Source organism: Streptomyces sp. NPDC056479 (genome assembly GCF_042795335.1).
In the GTDB taxonomy this organism is placed as follows: domain Bacteria; phylum Actinomycetota; class Actinomycetes; order Streptomycetales; family Streptomycetaceae; genus Streptomyces.
Genome location: NZ_JBHTRZ010000003.1, coordinates 315,860 through 330,949, shown reverse-complemented (window position 1 = coordinate 330,949; position 15,090 = coordinate 315,860). Strand labels below are relative to the sequence as shown.

Genomic DNA, 15,090 nt, shown 5'->3' with positions numbered 1-15,090 from the left:
CGAGCGGGGGGTTTGATCGGCGCCTTCCAGGCCACTCGGCGTAGGAGGCGCCCATGAATGATTCACAGAACACACCCAAATCGTCCAGACGACAGACGGGCGGGGCGGAAGAACGGCCGGCCCTTATGGAGGTCCTGCGTCAGGCACGGGCCCAGCTGGCCGAGCTCACCGGCATGAACGCGGAATCGGTGTCGTCCTTCGAGCAGACGGAGGACGGCTGGACGCTCGAGATAGAGGTCCTGGAACTGACCCGCGTCCCCGACACGATGAGCCTGCTGGCGAGCTACCAGGTCGAGCTCGACCCACAGGGACAGCTCACCGGCTACCGGCGCGTCCGCCGTTACGAACGAGGACGGTCCGACGCACATCGGCCTGGCGGCCGCTAGGCCGCCCGCCCACGCCCGGAACACCAACCCCAGACAAGGAGGGACGTCCGGCATGACCGTTGTCCCGGCACAGCAGACCGGCGGCGGAGGCGGCAGCAGCGGCCTCTACGACGTGCTCGAGCTGGTACTCGACAGGGGACTCGTCATCGACGCGTTCATACGGGTCTCCCTGGTCGGCATCGAGATCCTCAAGATCGACATCCGCGTCGTCGTGGCCAGCGTCGACACCTATCTCCGCTTCGCCGAGGCGTGCAACCGGCTCGACCTGGAGGCCGGGCCGCGCAAGGACCCGGGTCTGCCCGACCTGGTCGGTGAGATCACCGAGTCCGGCGCGCGCGGCAAGTCCAAGGGCGCGCTGTCCGGCGCCGCCGAGACCGTCTCGGACGCCTTCAAGCAGGCACGCGAGGAAGGCGAGCGCGAGCCCAAGCCGCGCCCCCGTAGGTCCACGTCGACGCGCAGGAAGGAGGAGCAGGAGTGAGCACATATGTGTACGGCATCACCGCGAGCTCCCATCCCGAGCTTCCGAAGGACCTGGGCGGTGTCGGCGACCCGTCCCGCCCGGTCCGCGTACTGAAGCAGGGCGAACTGGCCGCCCTCGTCAGCGAGGCACCCGAAGGGCTGCGCCCCAAGCGCAGGGAACTGCTCGCCCACTCCAATGTGCTCGCCGAGGTGGGCGCGACCGGCTGCGTGCTGCCCATGCGGTTCGGCAGCGTCGCCCCCGACGAGGACACGGTGACATCCGTCCTCGCCGAGCGCGCCGAGCACTACAAGGAGCGCCTGGCGGCCCTGGACGGCAGGGTCGAGTACAACGTCAAGGCGACCCACGCCGAGGAGGCCGTGCTGCACCGCGTCCTGGCCGAGAACCCGGATCTCCGCGCGATGACGGAGGCCAACCGGCAGGCGGGCGGCGGCAGTTACGATGAGCGGCTCCGACTCGGCGAGATGGTGGTCGCCGCCATCCAGGCCCAGGAGGCCGAGGACGCGACCGACGTGCAGCACACCCTGGAACCGGCCGCGGACGCCATCAGCGTCGGCCCCGAATCCAGCGGCTGGCTCGCCAATGTGTCCTTCCTGGTGGACCGCGACGGAGCCGAGACCTTCCTCACCGCGGTCGAACAGCTCCGCAACGGCCATCCGCATCTCGAACTGCGCGTCAACGGCCCGCTGCCGCCGTACAGCTTCGTCGAGCCCGGCCCGGCCGAGCCCGCCGGCACCACCAGCGGCATGGAGAGCGTGGAGGAGTAAGACCGTGGGACTGCTCGGAGAGGTACTGCTGCTGCCGTTCGCCCCGGTGCGCGGCAGCGGATGGGTGATGAGACAGGTACTCCAGGAAGCGGAACGCATCTACTACGACCCGAGCGCCGTGCGCGCCGAACTGGCACGGCTCGAGGAGCGGTTGACCGCCGGCGAGATCGACGAGGAGGAGTTCGACCGCCAGGAGGACGAACTCCTCGACCGGCTCGAGATCGGCCTGCGCGCAGGCTACGGGAACAGTGACGGGACGGCATGATGAACCGAGTGGGACTGGGCCTCGCGGTAGGGGCCGGATACGTCCTCGGACGTACGAAGAAGATGAAACTGGCCTTCGCCCTGGGCACGTTGGTGGCGGGTAAACGCCTGCATCTGAGCCCTCGGGCCGTCGCGGATCTGCTGTCCCAACAGCTGCAGAACAACCCGCAGTTCAAGGAGATCGGGGACCAGCTGCGCGAGGACCTGCGCGGTGTGGGCCAGGCGGCGTCGGGCGCGATGGTCGAGCGGCAGCTCGACGCGTTCGCCGACCGGCTGCACGGACGCACCGCAGAGGTGCGCGACCAGTTGGAGGGTGTGGTTCCCGACGCGCCGGATCTCGGATCGGAGGACGAGGAGTCGGAGGAGCCCGAGGACTCGGAGCGGTCCGACGAGGAGCGGTCCGACGAGGAGCGGTCCGACGAAGGGCAGTCCGACGAAGGGCAGTCCGACGAGCCGGAGGCCGAGGAGGAGCCGCGTCGCAAGGCGGCGCAGAAGGCCCCGGCGAAGAAGGCTCCCGCGAAGAAGGCCGCGGCCAAGAAGCCGACGGCCAAGAAGGCGGCGGCGAAGAAGTCCACGGGCAAGCCGCCCGCCAGGAAGACGTCCGCCGCGCGGGGAGCCGCCCGCAGCGATCGGGCCCGCCAGTCGAAGGGCGGTGGTGAGCGATGACCGACACAGTCGGATCCGCAGCGGGTTCCGCGACCTCCGCGGCCAATGGAGCGAAAGGATCACTCAGCGGCGTGGCCCAGAGCGAGGCCGCCGAGCGACTGAAGGCCGAACTGCAGGAGTACCTCGCCGTGCAGGCCACGCGGCTGCTCACCGGCGCGGGACGCAAGCTCGGCGAGACCACGGTCAAACTGAACGACATCGCCGAGGGCAACAGCCCCGGCTTCGCCAAGCTCGCCCTCGACGGCGGGCGCAAGCTCGCCGAGGGCAAGGGGCCGCTGCGCAGCGCGCTGGAACTCGGCGCAACCCGCGCAAAGGACAATGTCGTGAACGCGTTCAAGAACCTCGGCGGGGGCGGCAAGGGCAAGAAGAAGGGCAAGGCGGGCAACAAGCCCACGGTCATCATGGAGTACGTCGACGTGGGTGTGCCACTGCGCACCGCGTACGACCAGTGGACCCAGTACCAGGACTTCAGCACCTTCGCGAAGGGCGTGAAGAGCGCGAACCGCGCCGACGACACGAACTCCGACTGGCAGCTGAAGGTCTTCTGGTCCAACCGCAGCTGGAAGGCGCACACCACCGAGCAGGTGCCCGACGAGCGGATCTCCTGGACCTCTGAGGGGGCCAAGGGCACCACGAAGGGTGTCGTCTCCTTCCACCGGCTCGCCGACAACCTCACCCGCGTCCTGCTGGTGATCGAGTACTACCCCGCGGGCCTGTTCGAGAAGACCGGCAACATCTGGCGCGCCCAGGGCCGTCGCGCCCGGCTCGACCTCAAGAACTACGTCCGCTTCATCACCTTCAAGGGAGAGGCCGAGGACGGCTGGCGCGGCGAGATCCGCGACGGCGAGGTGGTCCGCAGCCACGAGGACGCGGTCGCGGAGGAGGACGAGCAGGAGTACGAAGAGAACGAGGCGGAGAACGAGGCGGAGAACGAGGAAGACGGCGAGAGCGCCGAGTACGCCGAGGACGAGGAGCCCGAGGACGAGTACGAAGAGGAGGAGGACGAGGAGAGCGAGGGCGAGGAAGAGCCCGAGGGTGAGTACGAGGAAGAGCCCGAGGACGAGGACGAAGCCGAGTACGCGAGCGGCGGGAGCCGGCGATGACCATGTCCAGCAGGCTCCCCGAGCCCTATAGCCAGGGCAGCGGAGCCAACCTCGCGGACATCCTGGAGCGGGTGCTCGACAAGGGCATCATCATCGCGGGCGACATCCGGATCAACCTGCTCGACATCGAACTCCTCACGATCAAGCTCCGTCTCATCGTCTGCTCCGTCGACAAGGCGAAGGAGATGGGCATCGACTGGTGGGAGGACGACCCGTCGTTGTCCTCCCGCGCCCGCCGCAACGAACTCGCCAAGGAGAACGCCGAGTTGCGCGAGCGCCTGGCCCAGCTGGAGCCCGCCAGGGAAGCCGCCCGGGAACAGGAGGAGGCCCCATGACCGGACTGCGCTACGTCTACGCCGTGTGCCGTCCCTTTCGCTCAGCCCTCCAGGCCCAGCTCACGGGCGTCGCCGGCGCGCCGCCGAAACAGCTGACGCACCACGGCCTGGTCGCCGTCGTCAGTACGGTGCCCGAGGCGGACTTCGCCGAGGCCCCGCTGCGGGCCCATCTGGAGGACCTCGACTGGCTCACCGTGACCGCCCGCGCCCATCAGCAGGTCATCGACGCGCTCACCGCCGTCACGACCCCGCTGCCGCTGCGGCTCGCGACCGTCTTCCGGGACGACAGCGGCCTGCGGACCATGATGGAGGCCCGCGAGGAGGACTTCCGGCGCGTCCTCGACCGGCTGGAGGGTCGGGTGGAGTGGGGCGTCAAGGTGTACGTCGAGAGAGCGCCCACGGAAGCCACCGAGCCCACCGAGCCCGGCCCGTCCGATCGCAAGGCGGAGTCGGGCCGTGACTATCTGCGCCGGCGCCGTACGCAGACGCGCGCTCACGAGGACGTGTGGCAGCGGGCCACGGAATTCTCCGGCCGGCTGCACGAAACGCTTTCCGCGTTCGCCGAGGACCGCCGACTGCACGCCCCGCAGAGCGCCACGCTTTCCGCCGCGTCCGGCCAGAATGTGCTCAACGCCGCCTATCTGGTGCCGCGCGCGGATTCCGAGGAATTCGTGGAACTGGTGGACCGGGAAAAGGACGACGTACCCGGAATCCGGGTCGAACTCACCGGCCCCTGGGCGGCGTATTCCTTCACCGGGGAGTTCGGTCAGAATTCGGAGGTGGAGCAGTGACCGTCGTCGAACGCCGTGAGATCGCCCTCGTGGACCTGCTCGACCGGCTGCTCGCCGGCGGCGTCGTCGTCACGGGGGACATCACCCTGCGCATCGCCGACGTCGACCTCGTCCGTATCGACCTGAACGCGCTGATCAGCTCCGTCAACGAGCAGGTCCCGTCCCCTTGGGGTGAGTTGACGTGACATCACATCCCGACCCTGCCTCGCATCGCGACCCGGAACCGCATCGCGGCCGGGCTTCGCGTCGCAACCGGATGGACCTCGACCCCGACACCGTGGAACGCGACCTCGTGAAACTCGTCCTGACGGTCGTGGAGTTGCTTCGCCAGCTCATGGAGCGCCAGGCGGTGCGCCGCTTCGACGAGGGCGACCTGAGCGAGGAGCAGGAGGAACGGATCGGGTTGACGCTGATGCTGCTCGACGACCGTATGACCGAACTGCGGGAGCGCTACGGGCTGCGGCCCGAGGACCTGAATCTGGACCTCGGGCCGCTGGGACCACTACTTCCCCGGGAGTGAAATCAATTCACCACCGATACCAGCGGCCCCTGCCGCCGGCCGTGGTCGTGCCACGCATCACGAAACCCAATAGCCATACGACAAGGACCACGATCGCGATCCACCACAGGGCCTTCAGCGCGAATCCGGCACCGAAGAGAATCAGAGCCAGTAGCAGCACGAGCAGAATAGGAATCATCATCAACCTCCTGCTCGTCGGGTTTCCAGAAGTCCGTGATTCAGGCTTCTTTACGGCACAGAATCTCTCCGTGCAGCACGCTGAACCAGCCGTCGTCCCGCCGCCCCCACTCCCGCCAGGCCGCCGAGACGGCCCGCAGCTGGTCCTGTGTCGCGTGCCCGCCCCGCGTGGCACGCCCGGCATACGCGGAGGCCAGTGTGCGATCCGCCCACAGTCCGCTCCACCAGGCCCGCTCGTCGGGCGTCGAGAAGGTCCAGGTGCTCGACGTCGCCGCGATGTCCGTGAGCCCCGCCCCGAGCGCCCAGGACTTCAGCCGGCGCCCTGCGTCCGGCTCGCCGCCGTTGGCGCGGGCGACCCGGCGGTACAGGTCCAGCCAGTCGTCCATCCCGCGGGACGCCGGATACCAGGTCATGGCCGCGTAGTCCGAGTCGCGGACCGCGATGAAGCCGCCCGGCCTGGTGACCCGCACCATCTCGCGCAGCGCGGCCACCGGGTCGCCGACGTGCTGGAGCACCTGGTGGGCGTGGACCACGCAGAAGGTGTCGTCCGGGAAGTCCAGGGCGTGCACGTCCGCCACCGCGAAGTCGACGTTCGTCAGACCGCGCCCGGCGGCGGTGGCCCGGGCCTGCTCCAGCACCTCGGGCGCCGCGTCGACGCCGCTGACCTGCCCGTCGGGGACCAGGGCCGCCAGGTCGGCGGTGATCGTGCCCGGCCCGCAGCCGACATCCAGGATCCTCATGTGCGGCTTGAGTGAGTCCAGCAGGTAGGCCGCCGAGTTGGCGGCGGTGCGCCAGGTGTGCGAACGCAGCACGGACTCGTGGTGCCCATGGGTGTAGACGGCGGTCTCCTGGGCCTTCGACATGGCTGTTCCCCTCGTCTCGTCGTACCGCCCGACGGAGCGCACGGCCCCGCCGGCGGTACTCGACACCGTACGCCCGCATGTCGAATGATGAGACCCACGTTTTACTATCTGGACCGACGGTTGATCAGAAGCCGCCGGGCAGCGGGCGATAGACCGTCAGCGCCTCCGGCAGCTTCTCCAGCGTGACCTCGCCGCCCACCTCGGTGACCTCACCGTCGTACGCGAGCAGCGCGCCCTGGGTGACGCCGGACAGCCGCAGCCGGCCGATCTGCACCGCCGCATGGGCCGGGGAGCGGGTCAGCGGGCCGGCGACGGCCGCCGCGAGCAGGCGCAGCGCGGGCCGCCGGCCGCCGTGCACGACCCGTACGTCGAGCACGCCGTCCGCGAGATTCAGCCGGCGGGCGGGGGCGAGACCCAGCCGGTGGTAGGTGCCGTTCCCGGCGAACAGCATCCACAACGGGTGCGCGCGGCCCGCGACTTCGGCGTGCAGCGGGTGGCGGTCGCTGCGCAGGACGCGCAGCGCCGCGAGCACCCCGGCGGGCCAGGCCCCGAGCTTGGACGAGAAGCGGTCGCGCTCACGCACCAGCTCCGGATACACGCCCAGGCTGCAGGTGTTGAGGAACAGGCCCTGCTGTCCGTCGCAGCTGAACCGGCCCACGTCCACCCGCACGGCCTCGCCGCGCTGGACGGCCCGGCTCAGATCACGCTCGTTCTCCACGCCCAGGTCGTAGGCGAAGTGGTTCAGCGTGCCACCGGGCAGCACCGCCAGCGGCAGGCCGTGCCGCAACGCGATCTCGGCGGCCGCGTTCACCGTGCCGTCGCCGCCGCACACCCCGAGCACCCGGGCGCGGGCCGCCGCCTTGCGCAACTCGGTCCGCAGATCGTCCGGTTCGCACTCGACCAGCTCGGCGCGCGGCAGCAGGTCGAGCAGGGCGTGCACCCGCTCGGCCGTGCCCGACCGCTTGTTGGCCACCATGATCAGGCCGTCCCCCTCCGTCAGCGCCGGAACATCCGTACGCGGCCGGGCCGGCGGGACCTGCCGGTCACGCGTGGGCACCATCCCCCGCACGGCGAACGCGGCACCCGCGCCCAGTGCCGCGCCCGCCAGCACGTCGCTCGGGAAGTGGACGCCGGTGTACACCCGCGACAGCGCGACCGACCAGGCGATCGGCGCCACCACCAGGCCCCAGCCGGGCGACTCCAGGGCGACACCGGTGGCGAACGCGGCCGCCGACGCGGCGTGGCCGGACGGGAACGAGGTCGTGATCGGCTGCCGCTTCAGCTGCCGGACCAGCGGCACGGGATCCAGTACCGGGCGGGGGCGGCGCACCGACCGCTTGCCCAGGGTGTTGATGGTCAGCGAGGCCAGGCTCAGCGAGGCCAGGCCCCGCGCGGCGGCCCGGCGGGCCCGTGGCGTCCGGCTGACGGCGATCGCCGCGGCCGCGGTGAACCACAGCACGCCGTGGTTCGCGCTCCGGCTCAGCCGCGGCAGGACCCGCTCGGCATACGGCCAGTGCTGTTCGGCGGCGAACTCGAACAGCCGGGAGTCGAGGGCGAGGAACCGGTCGCGCAGGGCGTGCCGGCCGGGCTTGAGGACGGTGAGGTCGACGTCTGGGCTCATACAGCCCTGGGTACCCTGAAGTCGCCGATTGCTGTCCGGCAGGCGGTGAGCGACACACGGAGGAACCTCCAGCACATGCGCCTGCTCCTCATACGCCACGGCCAGACCCCGTCCAACGTGGCCCATCTGCTGGACACGGCCGTACCCGGCCCGGGCCTGACCGCGCTCGGCGAACAGCAGGCGGCCGCGCTGCCTGCGGCGCTGGCGGACGAGGACATCGATGCGATCTACGTCTCCACGCTGACCCGCACCCAGCTCACCGCCGCCCCGCTGGCCGCCGACCGGGGCCTCGATGTGATCGTCCGCGACGGCCTCCGCGAGGTGAGCGCGGGCGACCTGGAGATGCTGCCCGGTGACACCGAGCAGGGTGCGCTGTACATGAAGACGGTGTTCGCCTGGTCGGCCGGCGACACGGAGCTGCGCATGCCGGGCGGCGAGAGCGGGGCGGAGGCGCTGGCGCGCTACGACGCCGTGGTCTCGGAGGCCGCGGACAGCGGTGCCCGTGCCGTGGCCATGGTCAGCCACGGTGCCGCGATCCGGATGTGGACGGCGGCACGGGCGGTCAACGTGGACGTACCGTTCTCGGCCGCGCATCCCCTGGACAACACGGGAGTGGTGATCCTCGAGGGGTCGCCTGCGGATGGCTGGAAAGCGCTGGCGTGGGCCGGGGCGGTCGTGGCTCCCGCTGGGGACAGCGGTCCGGCCGGCGAGGTCGTGGACGGGGACGTGCCCTAGGTCTGCCTGTCGCGCGTCTCGTCGCCCGGCGTCCGGATAACGGTTTGCCCGTGCTCCGCGGCGCCCCGCAGAATTCGCCCCATGGGACATCTGGAAGCCGCGCATCTCGAGTACTACCTCCCCGACGGGAGGGCGTTGCTCGGCGACGTGTCCTTCCGGGTGGGAGAAGGGGCCGTCGTGGCGCTGGTCGGCCCCAACGGTGCCGGCAAGACGACCCTGCTGCGGCTGATCTCCGGAGAGCTGAAGCCGCACGGCGGCACCGTCACCGTCAGTGGCGGGCTCGGCGTGATGCGGCAGTTCGTGGGGTCCGTACGGGACGAGACGACCGTACGCGACCTGCTGGTGTCGGTCGCGCCGCCCCGGATCCGCGAGGCCGCGAAGGCGGTCGACGCCGCCGAGCACGGGATCATGACCGTCGACGACGAGGCCGCCCAGCTGAAGTACGCGCAGGCCCTCGCCGACTGGGCCGAGGCGCGCGGCTACGAGGCCGAGACACTGTGGGACATGTGCACCACGGCCGCGCTCGGCGTGCCGTACGAGAAGGCGCAGTGGCGGCAGGTGAGCACGTTGTCCGGCGGTGAGCAGAAGCGGCTCGTGCTGGAGGCGCTCCTGCGGGGCACCGACGAGGTGCTGCTGCTCGACGAGCCCGACAACTACCTCGACGTACCCGGCAAGCGCTGGCTGGAGGAGCGGCTGAAGGAGACCCGTAAGACGGTCCTCTTCGTCTCCCACGACCGCGAACTCCTCGCCCGCGCCGCCGAGAAGATCGTCTCCGTCGAGCCCTCGCCGGCCGGCGCGGACGCCTGGGTGCACGGGGGCGGCTTCGCCACCTATCACGAGGCCCGGCGCGCCCGCTTCGCCCGCTTCGAAGAGCTGCGCAAACGCTGGGACGAGAAACACGCCCAGCTGAAGAAGCTGGTGCTGGCACTGCGTCAGGCCGCCGAGAACAGCCCCGACATGGCCTCCCGCTACCGCGCCGCCCAGACCCGGCTGCGCAAGTTCGAGGAGGCCGGGCCGCCGCCGGAGCCGCCGCGCGAGCAGGACATCAGGATGCGGTTGAAGGGCGGGCGTACCGGGGTGCGTGCCGTCACCTGCGAGGCGCTTGAGCTCACGGGTCTGATGAAGCCGTTCTCCCTGGAGGTCTTCTACGGCGAACGTGTCGCCGTCCTCGGCTCCAATGGTTCCGGCAAGTCGCACTTCCTGCGGCTGCTGGCCGGGGACGACGTGGCGCACACGGGGGCGTGGAAGCTGGGCGCGCGCGTCGTGCCCGGCCACTTCGCCCAGACGCACGCACACCCCGAGCTGATCGGCCGCACCCTCCTGGACATCCTGTGGAAGGAGCACGCCCAGGACCGGGGCGCCGCGATGTCCCGGCTGCGCCGCTACGAGCTGACCAACCAGGCCGAGCAGGGCTTCGACCGCCTCTCCGGCGGCCAGCAGGCCCGCTTCCAGATCCTTCTGCTGGAGCTGGAGGGCGTCACCGCCCTCCTCCTCGACGAGCCGACCGACAACCTCGACCTGGAGTCCGCCGAGGCCCTCCAGGAGGGCCTGGAGGCCTTCGAGGGCACGGTGCTGGCCGTCACCCACGACCGCTGGTTCGCCCGCTCCTTCGACCGCTATCTGGTCTTCGGCAGCGACGGCCGTGTGCGGGAGACGGCGGAGCCGGTGTGGGACGAGCGGAGGGTGGAGCGGGCCCGCTGACTCGACCGGGTGCGCGCGCGAGGCTCAGGGCCCGAGGTGTTCGTACAGTGGAGGCAGCAAGGCGAGATCCAAGGCTGTCTCCCGTACACCGTTCGGAGGCATTGCGCTCCCTGGGCGGGTACCCGGACCGCATGGTTGAACACGACGAGCGGGGCACCACCATGACCGGAGTCGACCCCAGCCGGCTGGACGACACGCAGCTCATGAAGGAGCTGGAGACCATCCACCGGACGCGCCACGACACGCTGCTCTACGGCTCGAACGACGCGCTGCGGGCCCACAACGAACGGATGGCGCAGCTGGAGGGCGAGTATCTGCGCCGCAACCCGCGCCGCACCGTGGCCGCGGGCCGGACCCGCGACGGCGCCCGCGACCGCACGACGGGCAACCCGGCACCGACGGCTCCGCCCGGGGTGACCTGAGCGGCGCCGACGCGTTCCCGCTTCAGGCCGCTTCCTTCGACGCCCTGGCGAACACCTCGAGGAACGTCTGGCAGAACGCCTTCAGATCGTCCGGCTTACGGCTGGTGACCAGCAGGTTGGGGCCGTGGTCACAGATCCGCACCTGCTCGTCGACCCAGGTGCCGCCGGCGTTGCGGATGTCGGTCCGCAGGCTGGGCCAGGAGGTCAGCACCCGGTCGCGTACGACGTCCGCCTCCACCAGCGTCCATGCGGCGTGGCAGATCGCCGCGACGGGGCGGCCCTGGTCGAAGAAGTCCCGTACGAAGGCGACGGCCTTGCGGTTCGTCCGCAGATAGTCCGGGTTGGCGACCCCGCCCGGCAGGACCAGCCCGCCGAAGGAGTCGGCCGACGTCTCGCCCACGACCGCCTGCACGGGGAACTTCTCCGCCTTGTCGAGATGGTGGAACGCCTGAATGGTGCCCGGCTTCGTCGACACGAGCACCGGCTCGTGGCCGGCCTCCACCGCCGCCTGCCAGGGATCGGTCAGCTCGATCTGCTCGACGCCCTCGGGGGCGGTCAGAAAAGCGATACGCATGATGTGTCCACGTCCTTCCATGGCCCGTGGCGGGCCTCGTGACTGGGTCGGGTCGTGCACACCGGCAGCCCCGCGCGCCTCACTCGTCCGGGGCGGCGCGGCCGATCTCGGCCAGCGCCGAGCCGCGGTCCTGGTTCTCGGCCAGATCCCCGAGGCTGACGACGCCGACCGGCAGGCCGTCCTCGACGACCGGCAGCCGTCGTACGGCGTGCGCGCGCATCTGAGCGACGGCGACGGACACCCGCTCTCCCGGGCCGATCACCACGGGGTTGCGGGTGCACACCGCCCCGGCGCCCACCGTCAGCGGACCGGCGCCGTCCGCGACCGCCCGCACCGCAATGTCACGATCGGTGAGCACACCCAGGCCCGCATCGGCTGCGCCGCCTCGACGAGCGAGGCGCCGGGCGGACGGCGACCACTCCCGGGGGCATGCCGTCCTTCACGAATTCAGCCATCGACAGCCTTTCCCGGGTCGACCCGGCCGGTATGCGTACCGGCCGCTAGGCCCCGCGCCGAGGCGGCCGCCCGCCCCCGGTGAGGGCTTCGGCCAGCTCCTGGACATTGGCGTAGCGCGCCGAGCGCGGAAGCCGGTCCACCGACTCGACGAGGGCATCGGGCGCGTACCCGCGGCGTAGCTCACCCACCAGCTCTCGGGGGCTCGCCGGGAACGCGCCACGGCCCAGAATCCGCGCCAGCTCCAGCCGGACCGTCGCCAGGGAGGCCGCCCCCGGCGCCACCGGCCCGCCTGCGACCTGCGGATCGTCCTCGGCGGACGGCTCCGGATCGTGCCACTCCTCGGTCCGCGTGGGATGCCCGGACCGCAACAGCCCCTGTAGCTCGTGCTTCATCTCGTCGTCGCGGTGAACGCTCAGCCGGTCACTGCCTCGCTGCATGACTCCCTCCAGATCTTCGGAACTGGGCACCGCGTACCCGATGAGAGGGGGCCGACACAGGGTTTGCACTCCGGAACCGTGGTGACTCGAACGGGCACCCCCCGCGAAAGTTCTGGGGAAGGACGAGTCCCATGGCACTGCTCGCTGTGCTTCTCCCGCTCGTGATGCTCGGTGTGGTGCTGGCACTGGGGCGATACGAGGACCTGCTGCTGCCCAGGGAGCAGGACGAGGACCGGCCGGAGGGGGCGGCGCTGGGGCACTGAGGCCGGACACGCACCCCAACGCCGGATTCCCGGTGATTTCCCCTGCGCCGACGCGGGCACTTCGGTGCAGTTCCCGGAGATCCACGCGGAGCGCCTCTCGGCCGCGCCGCCGGACATGCCCTCGTGCTCCACCGCATGCCCGAGGGCACGCCCGACCCCTGTCGGCCCGGCCACCCGACGGTCCGCGTCGGACGACGATCCCGCGATCCACTCGCCGTCGCCGGTGCCACCCGTATCCGGCGTGGCCGCTACGCGCTCGAGCCGACGGGTGCCCGACGGCTGTGGACCCTGTCGGAAAAGATCCTCGCGAACGCCGGCTGACGGCCGGTCACCGGTCAGTCAAGCCCGTCCGGGCTCCGGGAGAAGGCCGTGTCGCCGGCCGTCGCCACGATCGCGTCCTTGACGAGCAGCACGCGCGGAGGGGTGCCTTGCGCCTTGTCCCCGGGGTCGTCCAGTGCGGAGGTACGCCATACCTCCGCTCCGGTGCGGCTGTTCAGCGCCAGCAGACGGCCGAAGCGGTTGGAGAAATAGACCCGCTTGTACGTCGCCGACACCACGGGCGCGGACAGACTCTCCATGTCCGTCGCCTTCTGCCAGAGTTGTCTGCCGCTGTCCGCCGACACCGCGGTGACCGACCCGTCGGACCGGACGAAGTAGACGACGCCGTCCACCAGGGTGGCCGCGCCGGTCAGCGGACGTGCCAGCGGTATCCGCCTGACCTTCCGGGTCTCCGGGTCCACTCGCAACAGCGCGTTGTACGGCCGTTCGTACCCGGCTTCGTACACGTCCTTCGCGGTCTGAGGGGCGAGGAACAAGGGTTGCCCGCCGACGGCGCCGAGCGCTTCCGTCTTCCGGGGCAGTACGGCCGATTCGGTCAGGCCGCCGGGTTCGATCTTCATCAGGTCGACCGGGGTCTGGCCGGGCTCGGTGCCGGCCGAGCACAGGGCGTAGGGGGCGCCTCCCAGCGCCGACGGAGCGCAGTACTCGTCCAGCGAGGGCGCCTGCCACAGTTCCTTGCCGGAAGGCCCGTAGGCGACGAACGATGAGGCGTCGGGAGACAGGGTCAGCAGTCCGCCGTCGTACAGGACCGGGTCCGCGGCCTTGTCGATGTCGCGCTGCCAACGCCGCTGCCCGGTACCGGCGTCCAGGGCCACCACGCGCCGGGTCGTGTCGTCCGGATCCTCGTACACGTAGACCAGCCCGTCGCGCACGCCGATCGGCCGTACCCCCTGAGGACGGGTGCCGGAACGCCACAGGGTGCGGCCGGAGGCCGGGTCGATCCTGGCCACCGTGAAGCCCGTGCCGCCGCAGAACAGGGCGCTTCCGTCCGCCACGCATCCGGGGGTCTGGTAGTCGAGGGGGACACCCTTCACCTCCTGCCGCAGGGCCGTGCGCCACGGCCGCCAGCCGTTGGGCAGTGACGCGGCAGGGGTGGTGGCGGTGGTGTCAGCGGCGGTGGTCGTGTCCTGGCCCGACACGAAGACACCCGCCCCGATACTCAGCCCCGTGACGGCCAGTGCCGCGGCGAGGCCGGTGAGCAGCATCCGGGATCGCCGTCCCTTGCCGGTGCCGGTTCCCACGGAGGTGGTGGCCGAGCTCAGGGGAGTGGGCCGGGGCCGGGGTGCGGCGGACTCCCTGGCCTTCGGGGGCGCGGCGGCATCGGATTCCGGCAGCGTCTGGAGCATGCGATGCAGATCCGCCAGGTCCGGCCGTGCGGCCGGGTCCTTGTCGAGGCAGCGCTCGACGATGCGCCGGAGAGCTTCGGGCACCCCGTCGAGGTCCGGGGCCTCATGCATCACCTGATAGCCGGTCATGTAGGGGCTGTCGGCGTCGAACGGTCCCGTGCCGACGGCCGCGAACACCATCAGTGACCCCAGCGAGAACACGTCCGACGCCGGGGTGACGTCTCGGGGAGAGGCGAGTTGCTCCGGCGACATGAAGGGCGGAGTGCCGATCACCCGTCCGGTCACGGTGAGGCTCTGGCTGTCGGCAGCGCGCGATATCCCGAAGTCGATGACGCGCGGCCCGTCCTCGGTCATCAGGACGTTGGCCGGTTTGAGGTCCCGGTGCACCAGGCCCGCCCGGTGGATGTCGCGCAGCGCCTCGGTGAGCCCCAGTCCCAGCGCGCGAAGTTCCCGCTGGCTCAGCGGGCCGTCCTTCCTCACGACTTGGGCGAGGCTGAGCCCCGGCACGTAGAGCGTCGCCATCCACGGTCGGTCGGCGTCCGGGTCGGCGTCCACGACAGGTGCGGTGAAGGCACCGCTCACCCTGCGCGCAGCGGCGATCTCCTGCCGGAAGCGCGTGCGGAACTCTTCTTCCTGGGCGTACGACCCATGCACGAGCTTGACCGCGACCTGCCGTCCGGAGGCGGAGACTCCCAGATAGACGACCCCCATGCCGCCCGCCCCGAGCCGACCGAGAAGGGTGTACTCGCCTATGGTCTCCGGGTCCCCCGTGCTCAGGGACGTCATAGCCGATCACCCTTCTCAGCGCCTGCCTGCCTCACGGGGATCAGCGTAGGGCCTGCCGCC

21 protein-coding genes and 1 pseudogene are annotated in these 15,090 nt (G+C 70.8%); 15 read left to right on the top strand and 7 right to left on the bottom strand.

Going from position 1 to position 15,090, the window contains the following annotated elements; genetic code table 11:
- The first annotated feature begins 53 nt into the window (after nt 1-53).
- The 10 genes from ACFQ6S_RS13010 (at nt 54) to ACFQ6S_RS12965 (ending at nt 5,310) form a co-directional block, all read left to right on the top strand.
- The gene (locus ACFQ6S_RS13010) at nt 54-386 is read left to right on the top strand and encodes a gas vesicle protein (protein ID WP_383407297.1); all 333 of its coding nucleotides are present in this window, start codon (nt 54-56) and stop codon (nt 384-386) included.
- Nucleotides 387-438: 52 nt separating this feature from the next.
- Nucleotides 439-864 carry a gas vesicle structural protein GvpA gene (locus ACFQ6S_RS13005; RefSeq protein WP_383407295.1) on the top strand — a complete coding sequence of 142 codons (426 nt, stop codon included), beginning with the start codon at nt 439-441 and terminating at the stop codon, nt 862-864.
- Nucleotides 861-1,631, top strand: coding sequence for a GvpL/GvpF family gas vesicle protein (locus ACFQ6S_RS13000; RefSeq protein ID WP_383407292.1), 771 nt, complete (start codon nt 861-863; stop codon nt 1,629-1,631). Before ACFQ6S_RS13005 ends, ACFQ6S_RS13000 begins: the two co-directional genes overlap by 4 nt.
- A 4-nt stretch (nt 1,632-1,635) precedes the next feature.
- The gene (locus tag ACFQ6S_RS12995) at nt 1,636-1,896 is read left to right on the top strand and encodes a gas vesicle protein GvpG (protein WP_383407289.1); all 261 of its coding nucleotides are present in this window, start codon (nt 1,636-1,638) and stop codon (nt 1,894-1,896) included.
- A complete protein-coding gene (locus tag ACFQ6S_RS12990) occupies nt 1,896-2,561 on the top strand; it encodes a DNA primase (RefSeq protein ID WP_383407286.1) in 666 nt (221 codons plus the stop codon). The genes ACFQ6S_RS12995 and ACFQ6S_RS12990 overlap by 1 nt, the downstream gene beginning before the upstream one ends.
- A complete protein-coding gene (locus ACFQ6S_RS12985) occupies nt 2,558-3,664 on the top strand; it encodes an SRPBCC family protein (protein ID WP_383407283.1) in 1,107 nt (368 codons plus the stop codon). The genes ACFQ6S_RS12990 and ACFQ6S_RS12985 overlap by 4 nt, the downstream gene beginning before the upstream one ends.
- Nucleotides 3,661-3,999 carry a gas vesicle protein gene (locus ACFQ6S_RS12980; RefSeq protein ID WP_383407280.1) on the top strand — a complete coding sequence of 113 codons (339 nt, stop codon included), beginning with the start codon at nt 3,661-3,663 and terminating at the stop codon, nt 3,997-3,999. Before ACFQ6S_RS12985 ends, ACFQ6S_RS12980 begins: the two co-directional genes overlap by 4 nt.
- Complete coding sequence (locus ACFQ6S_RS12975; protein WP_383407277.1) at nt 3,996-4,790, top strand: GvpL/GvpF family gas vesicle protein; 795 nt, start codon at nt 3,996-3,998, stop codon at nt 4,788-4,790. Before ACFQ6S_RS12980 ends, ACFQ6S_RS12975 begins: the two co-directional genes overlap by 4 nt.
- Nucleotides 4,787-4,975, top strand: a complete 189-nt coding sequence (locus tag ACFQ6S_RS12970; RefSeq protein ID WP_031475810.1) for a gas vesicle protein — start codon at nt 4,787-4,789, stop codon at nt 4,973-4,975. The genes ACFQ6S_RS12975 and ACFQ6S_RS12970 overlap by 4 nt, the downstream gene beginning before the upstream one ends.
- 71 nt (nt 4,976-5,046) lie before the next feature.
- Nucleotides 5,047-5,310: a gas vesicle protein K gene (locus ACFQ6S_RS12965; protein ID WP_383409239.1), complete on the top strand. Its 264-nt coding sequence runs from the start codon at nt 5,047-5,049 to the stop codon at nt 5,308-5,310.
- Nucleotides 5,311-5,317: 7 nt separating this feature from the next.
- On the opposite strand, the gene ACFQ6S_RS12960 is transcribed toward ACFQ6S_RS12965, so the two are convergent.
- The 3 genes from ACFQ6S_RS12960 to ACFQ6S_RS12950 all read right to left on the bottom strand — a co-directional run bounded on the left by ACFQ6S_RS12960 (nt 5,318) and on the right by ACFQ6S_RS12950 (nt 7,971).
- A complete protein-coding gene (locus tag ACFQ6S_RS12960; RefSeq protein ID WP_107908017.1) occupies nt 5,318-5,488 on the bottom strand; it encodes a hydrophobic protein in 171 nt (56 codons plus the stop codon).
- Nucleotides 5,489-5,528: 40 nt separating this feature from the next.
- Nucleotides 5,529-6,350, bottom strand: coding sequence for a class I SAM-dependent methyltransferase (locus ACFQ6S_RS12955; protein WP_383407273.1), 822 nt, complete (start codon nt 6,348-6,350; stop codon nt 5,529-5,531).
- A 124-nt stretch (nt 6,351-6,474) separates the two neighbouring features.
- Nucleotides 6,475-7,971 carry a bifunctional phosphatase PAP2/diacylglycerol kinase family protein gene (locus tag ACFQ6S_RS12950; protein ID WP_383407270.1) on the bottom strand — a complete coding sequence of 499 codons (1,497 nt, stop codon included), beginning with the start codon at nt 7,969-7,971 and terminating at the stop codon, nt 6,475-6,477.
- 75 nt (nt 7,972-8,046) lie between these two features.
- Here ACFQ6S_RS12950 and ACFQ6S_RS12945 point away from each other — a divergent pair, with 75 nt between their 5' ends.
- From ACFQ6S_RS12945 to ACFQ6S_RS12935, 3 genes are all read left to right on the top strand, one after another.
- Nucleotides 8,047-8,706 (top strand): histidine phosphatase family protein, encoded by a 660-nt coding sequence (locus tag ACFQ6S_RS12945; protein ID WP_383407267.1) that lies wholly within the window; start codon nt 8,047-8,049, stop codon nt 8,704-8,706.
- An 81-nt stretch (nt 8,707-8,787) separates the two neighbouring features.
- Complete coding sequence (locus ACFQ6S_RS12940) at nt 8,788-10,407, top strand: ABC-F family ATP-binding cassette domain-containing protein (RefSeq protein WP_383407264.1); 1,620 nt, start codon at nt 8,788-8,790, stop codon at nt 10,405-10,407.
- A gap of 131 nt (nt 10,408-10,538) precedes the next feature.
- Nucleotides 10,539-10,829, top strand: coding sequence for a DUF6158 family protein (locus ACFQ6S_RS12935; protein ID WP_383407261.1), 291 nt, complete (start codon nt 10,539-10,541; stop codon nt 10,827-10,829).
- Between the two features lie 22 nt (nt 10,830-10,851).
- Here ACFQ6S_RS12935 and ACFQ6S_RS12930 read toward each other — a convergent pair whose 3' ends face one another.
- The 3 genes and pseudogenes from ACFQ6S_RS12930 to ACFQ6S_RS12920 form a co-directional block, all read right to left on the bottom strand.
- Nucleotides 10,852-11,403, bottom strand: coding sequence for a type 1 glutamine amidotransferase domain-containing protein (locus tag ACFQ6S_RS12930; RefSeq protein WP_383407258.1), 552 nt, complete (start codon nt 11,401-11,403; stop codon nt 10,852-10,854).
- A gap of 79 nt (nt 11,404-11,482) precedes the next feature.
- Nucleotides 11,483-11,858, bottom strand: a pseudogene (locus ACFQ6S_RS12925) (CBS domain-containing protein).
- Nucleotides 11,859-11,903: 45 nt separating this feature from the next.
- Complete coding sequence (locus ACFQ6S_RS12920) at nt 11,904-12,296, bottom strand: DUF2795 domain-containing protein (RefSeq protein ID WP_383407255.1); 393 nt, start codon at nt 12,294-12,296, stop codon at nt 11,904-11,906.
- A 131-nt stretch (nt 12,297-12,427) separates the two neighbouring features.
- Here ACFQ6S_RS12920 and ACFQ6S_RS12915 point away from each other — a divergent pair, with 131 nt between their 5' ends.
- Both ACFQ6S_RS12915 and ACFQ6S_RS12910 read left to right on the top strand, forming a co-directional pair.
- The gene (locus ACFQ6S_RS12915) at nt 12,428-12,559 is read left to right on the top strand and encodes a hypothetical protein (RefSeq protein ID WP_383407253.1); all 132 of its coding nucleotides are present in this window, start codon (nt 12,428-12,430) and stop codon (nt 12,557-12,559) included.
- A 135-nt stretch (nt 12,560-12,694) separates the two neighbouring features.
- Nucleotides 12,695-12,880 carry a hypothetical protein gene (locus ACFQ6S_RS12910; RefSeq protein WP_383407250.1) on the top strand — a complete coding sequence of 62 codons (186 nt, stop codon included), beginning with the start codon at nt 12,695-12,697 and terminating at the stop codon, nt 12,878-12,880.
- 14 nt (nt 12,881-12,894) lie between these two features.
- On the opposite strand, the gene ACFQ6S_RS12905 is transcribed toward ACFQ6S_RS12910, so the two are convergent.
- Nucleotides 12,895-15,030 (bottom strand): PQQ-binding-like beta-propeller repeat protein, encoded by a 2,136-nt coding sequence (locus ACFQ6S_RS12905; RefSeq protein WP_383407247.1) that lies wholly within the window; start codon nt 15,028-15,030, stop codon nt 12,895-12,897.
- Between the last annotated feature and the right edge of the window lie 60 nt (nt 15,031-15,090).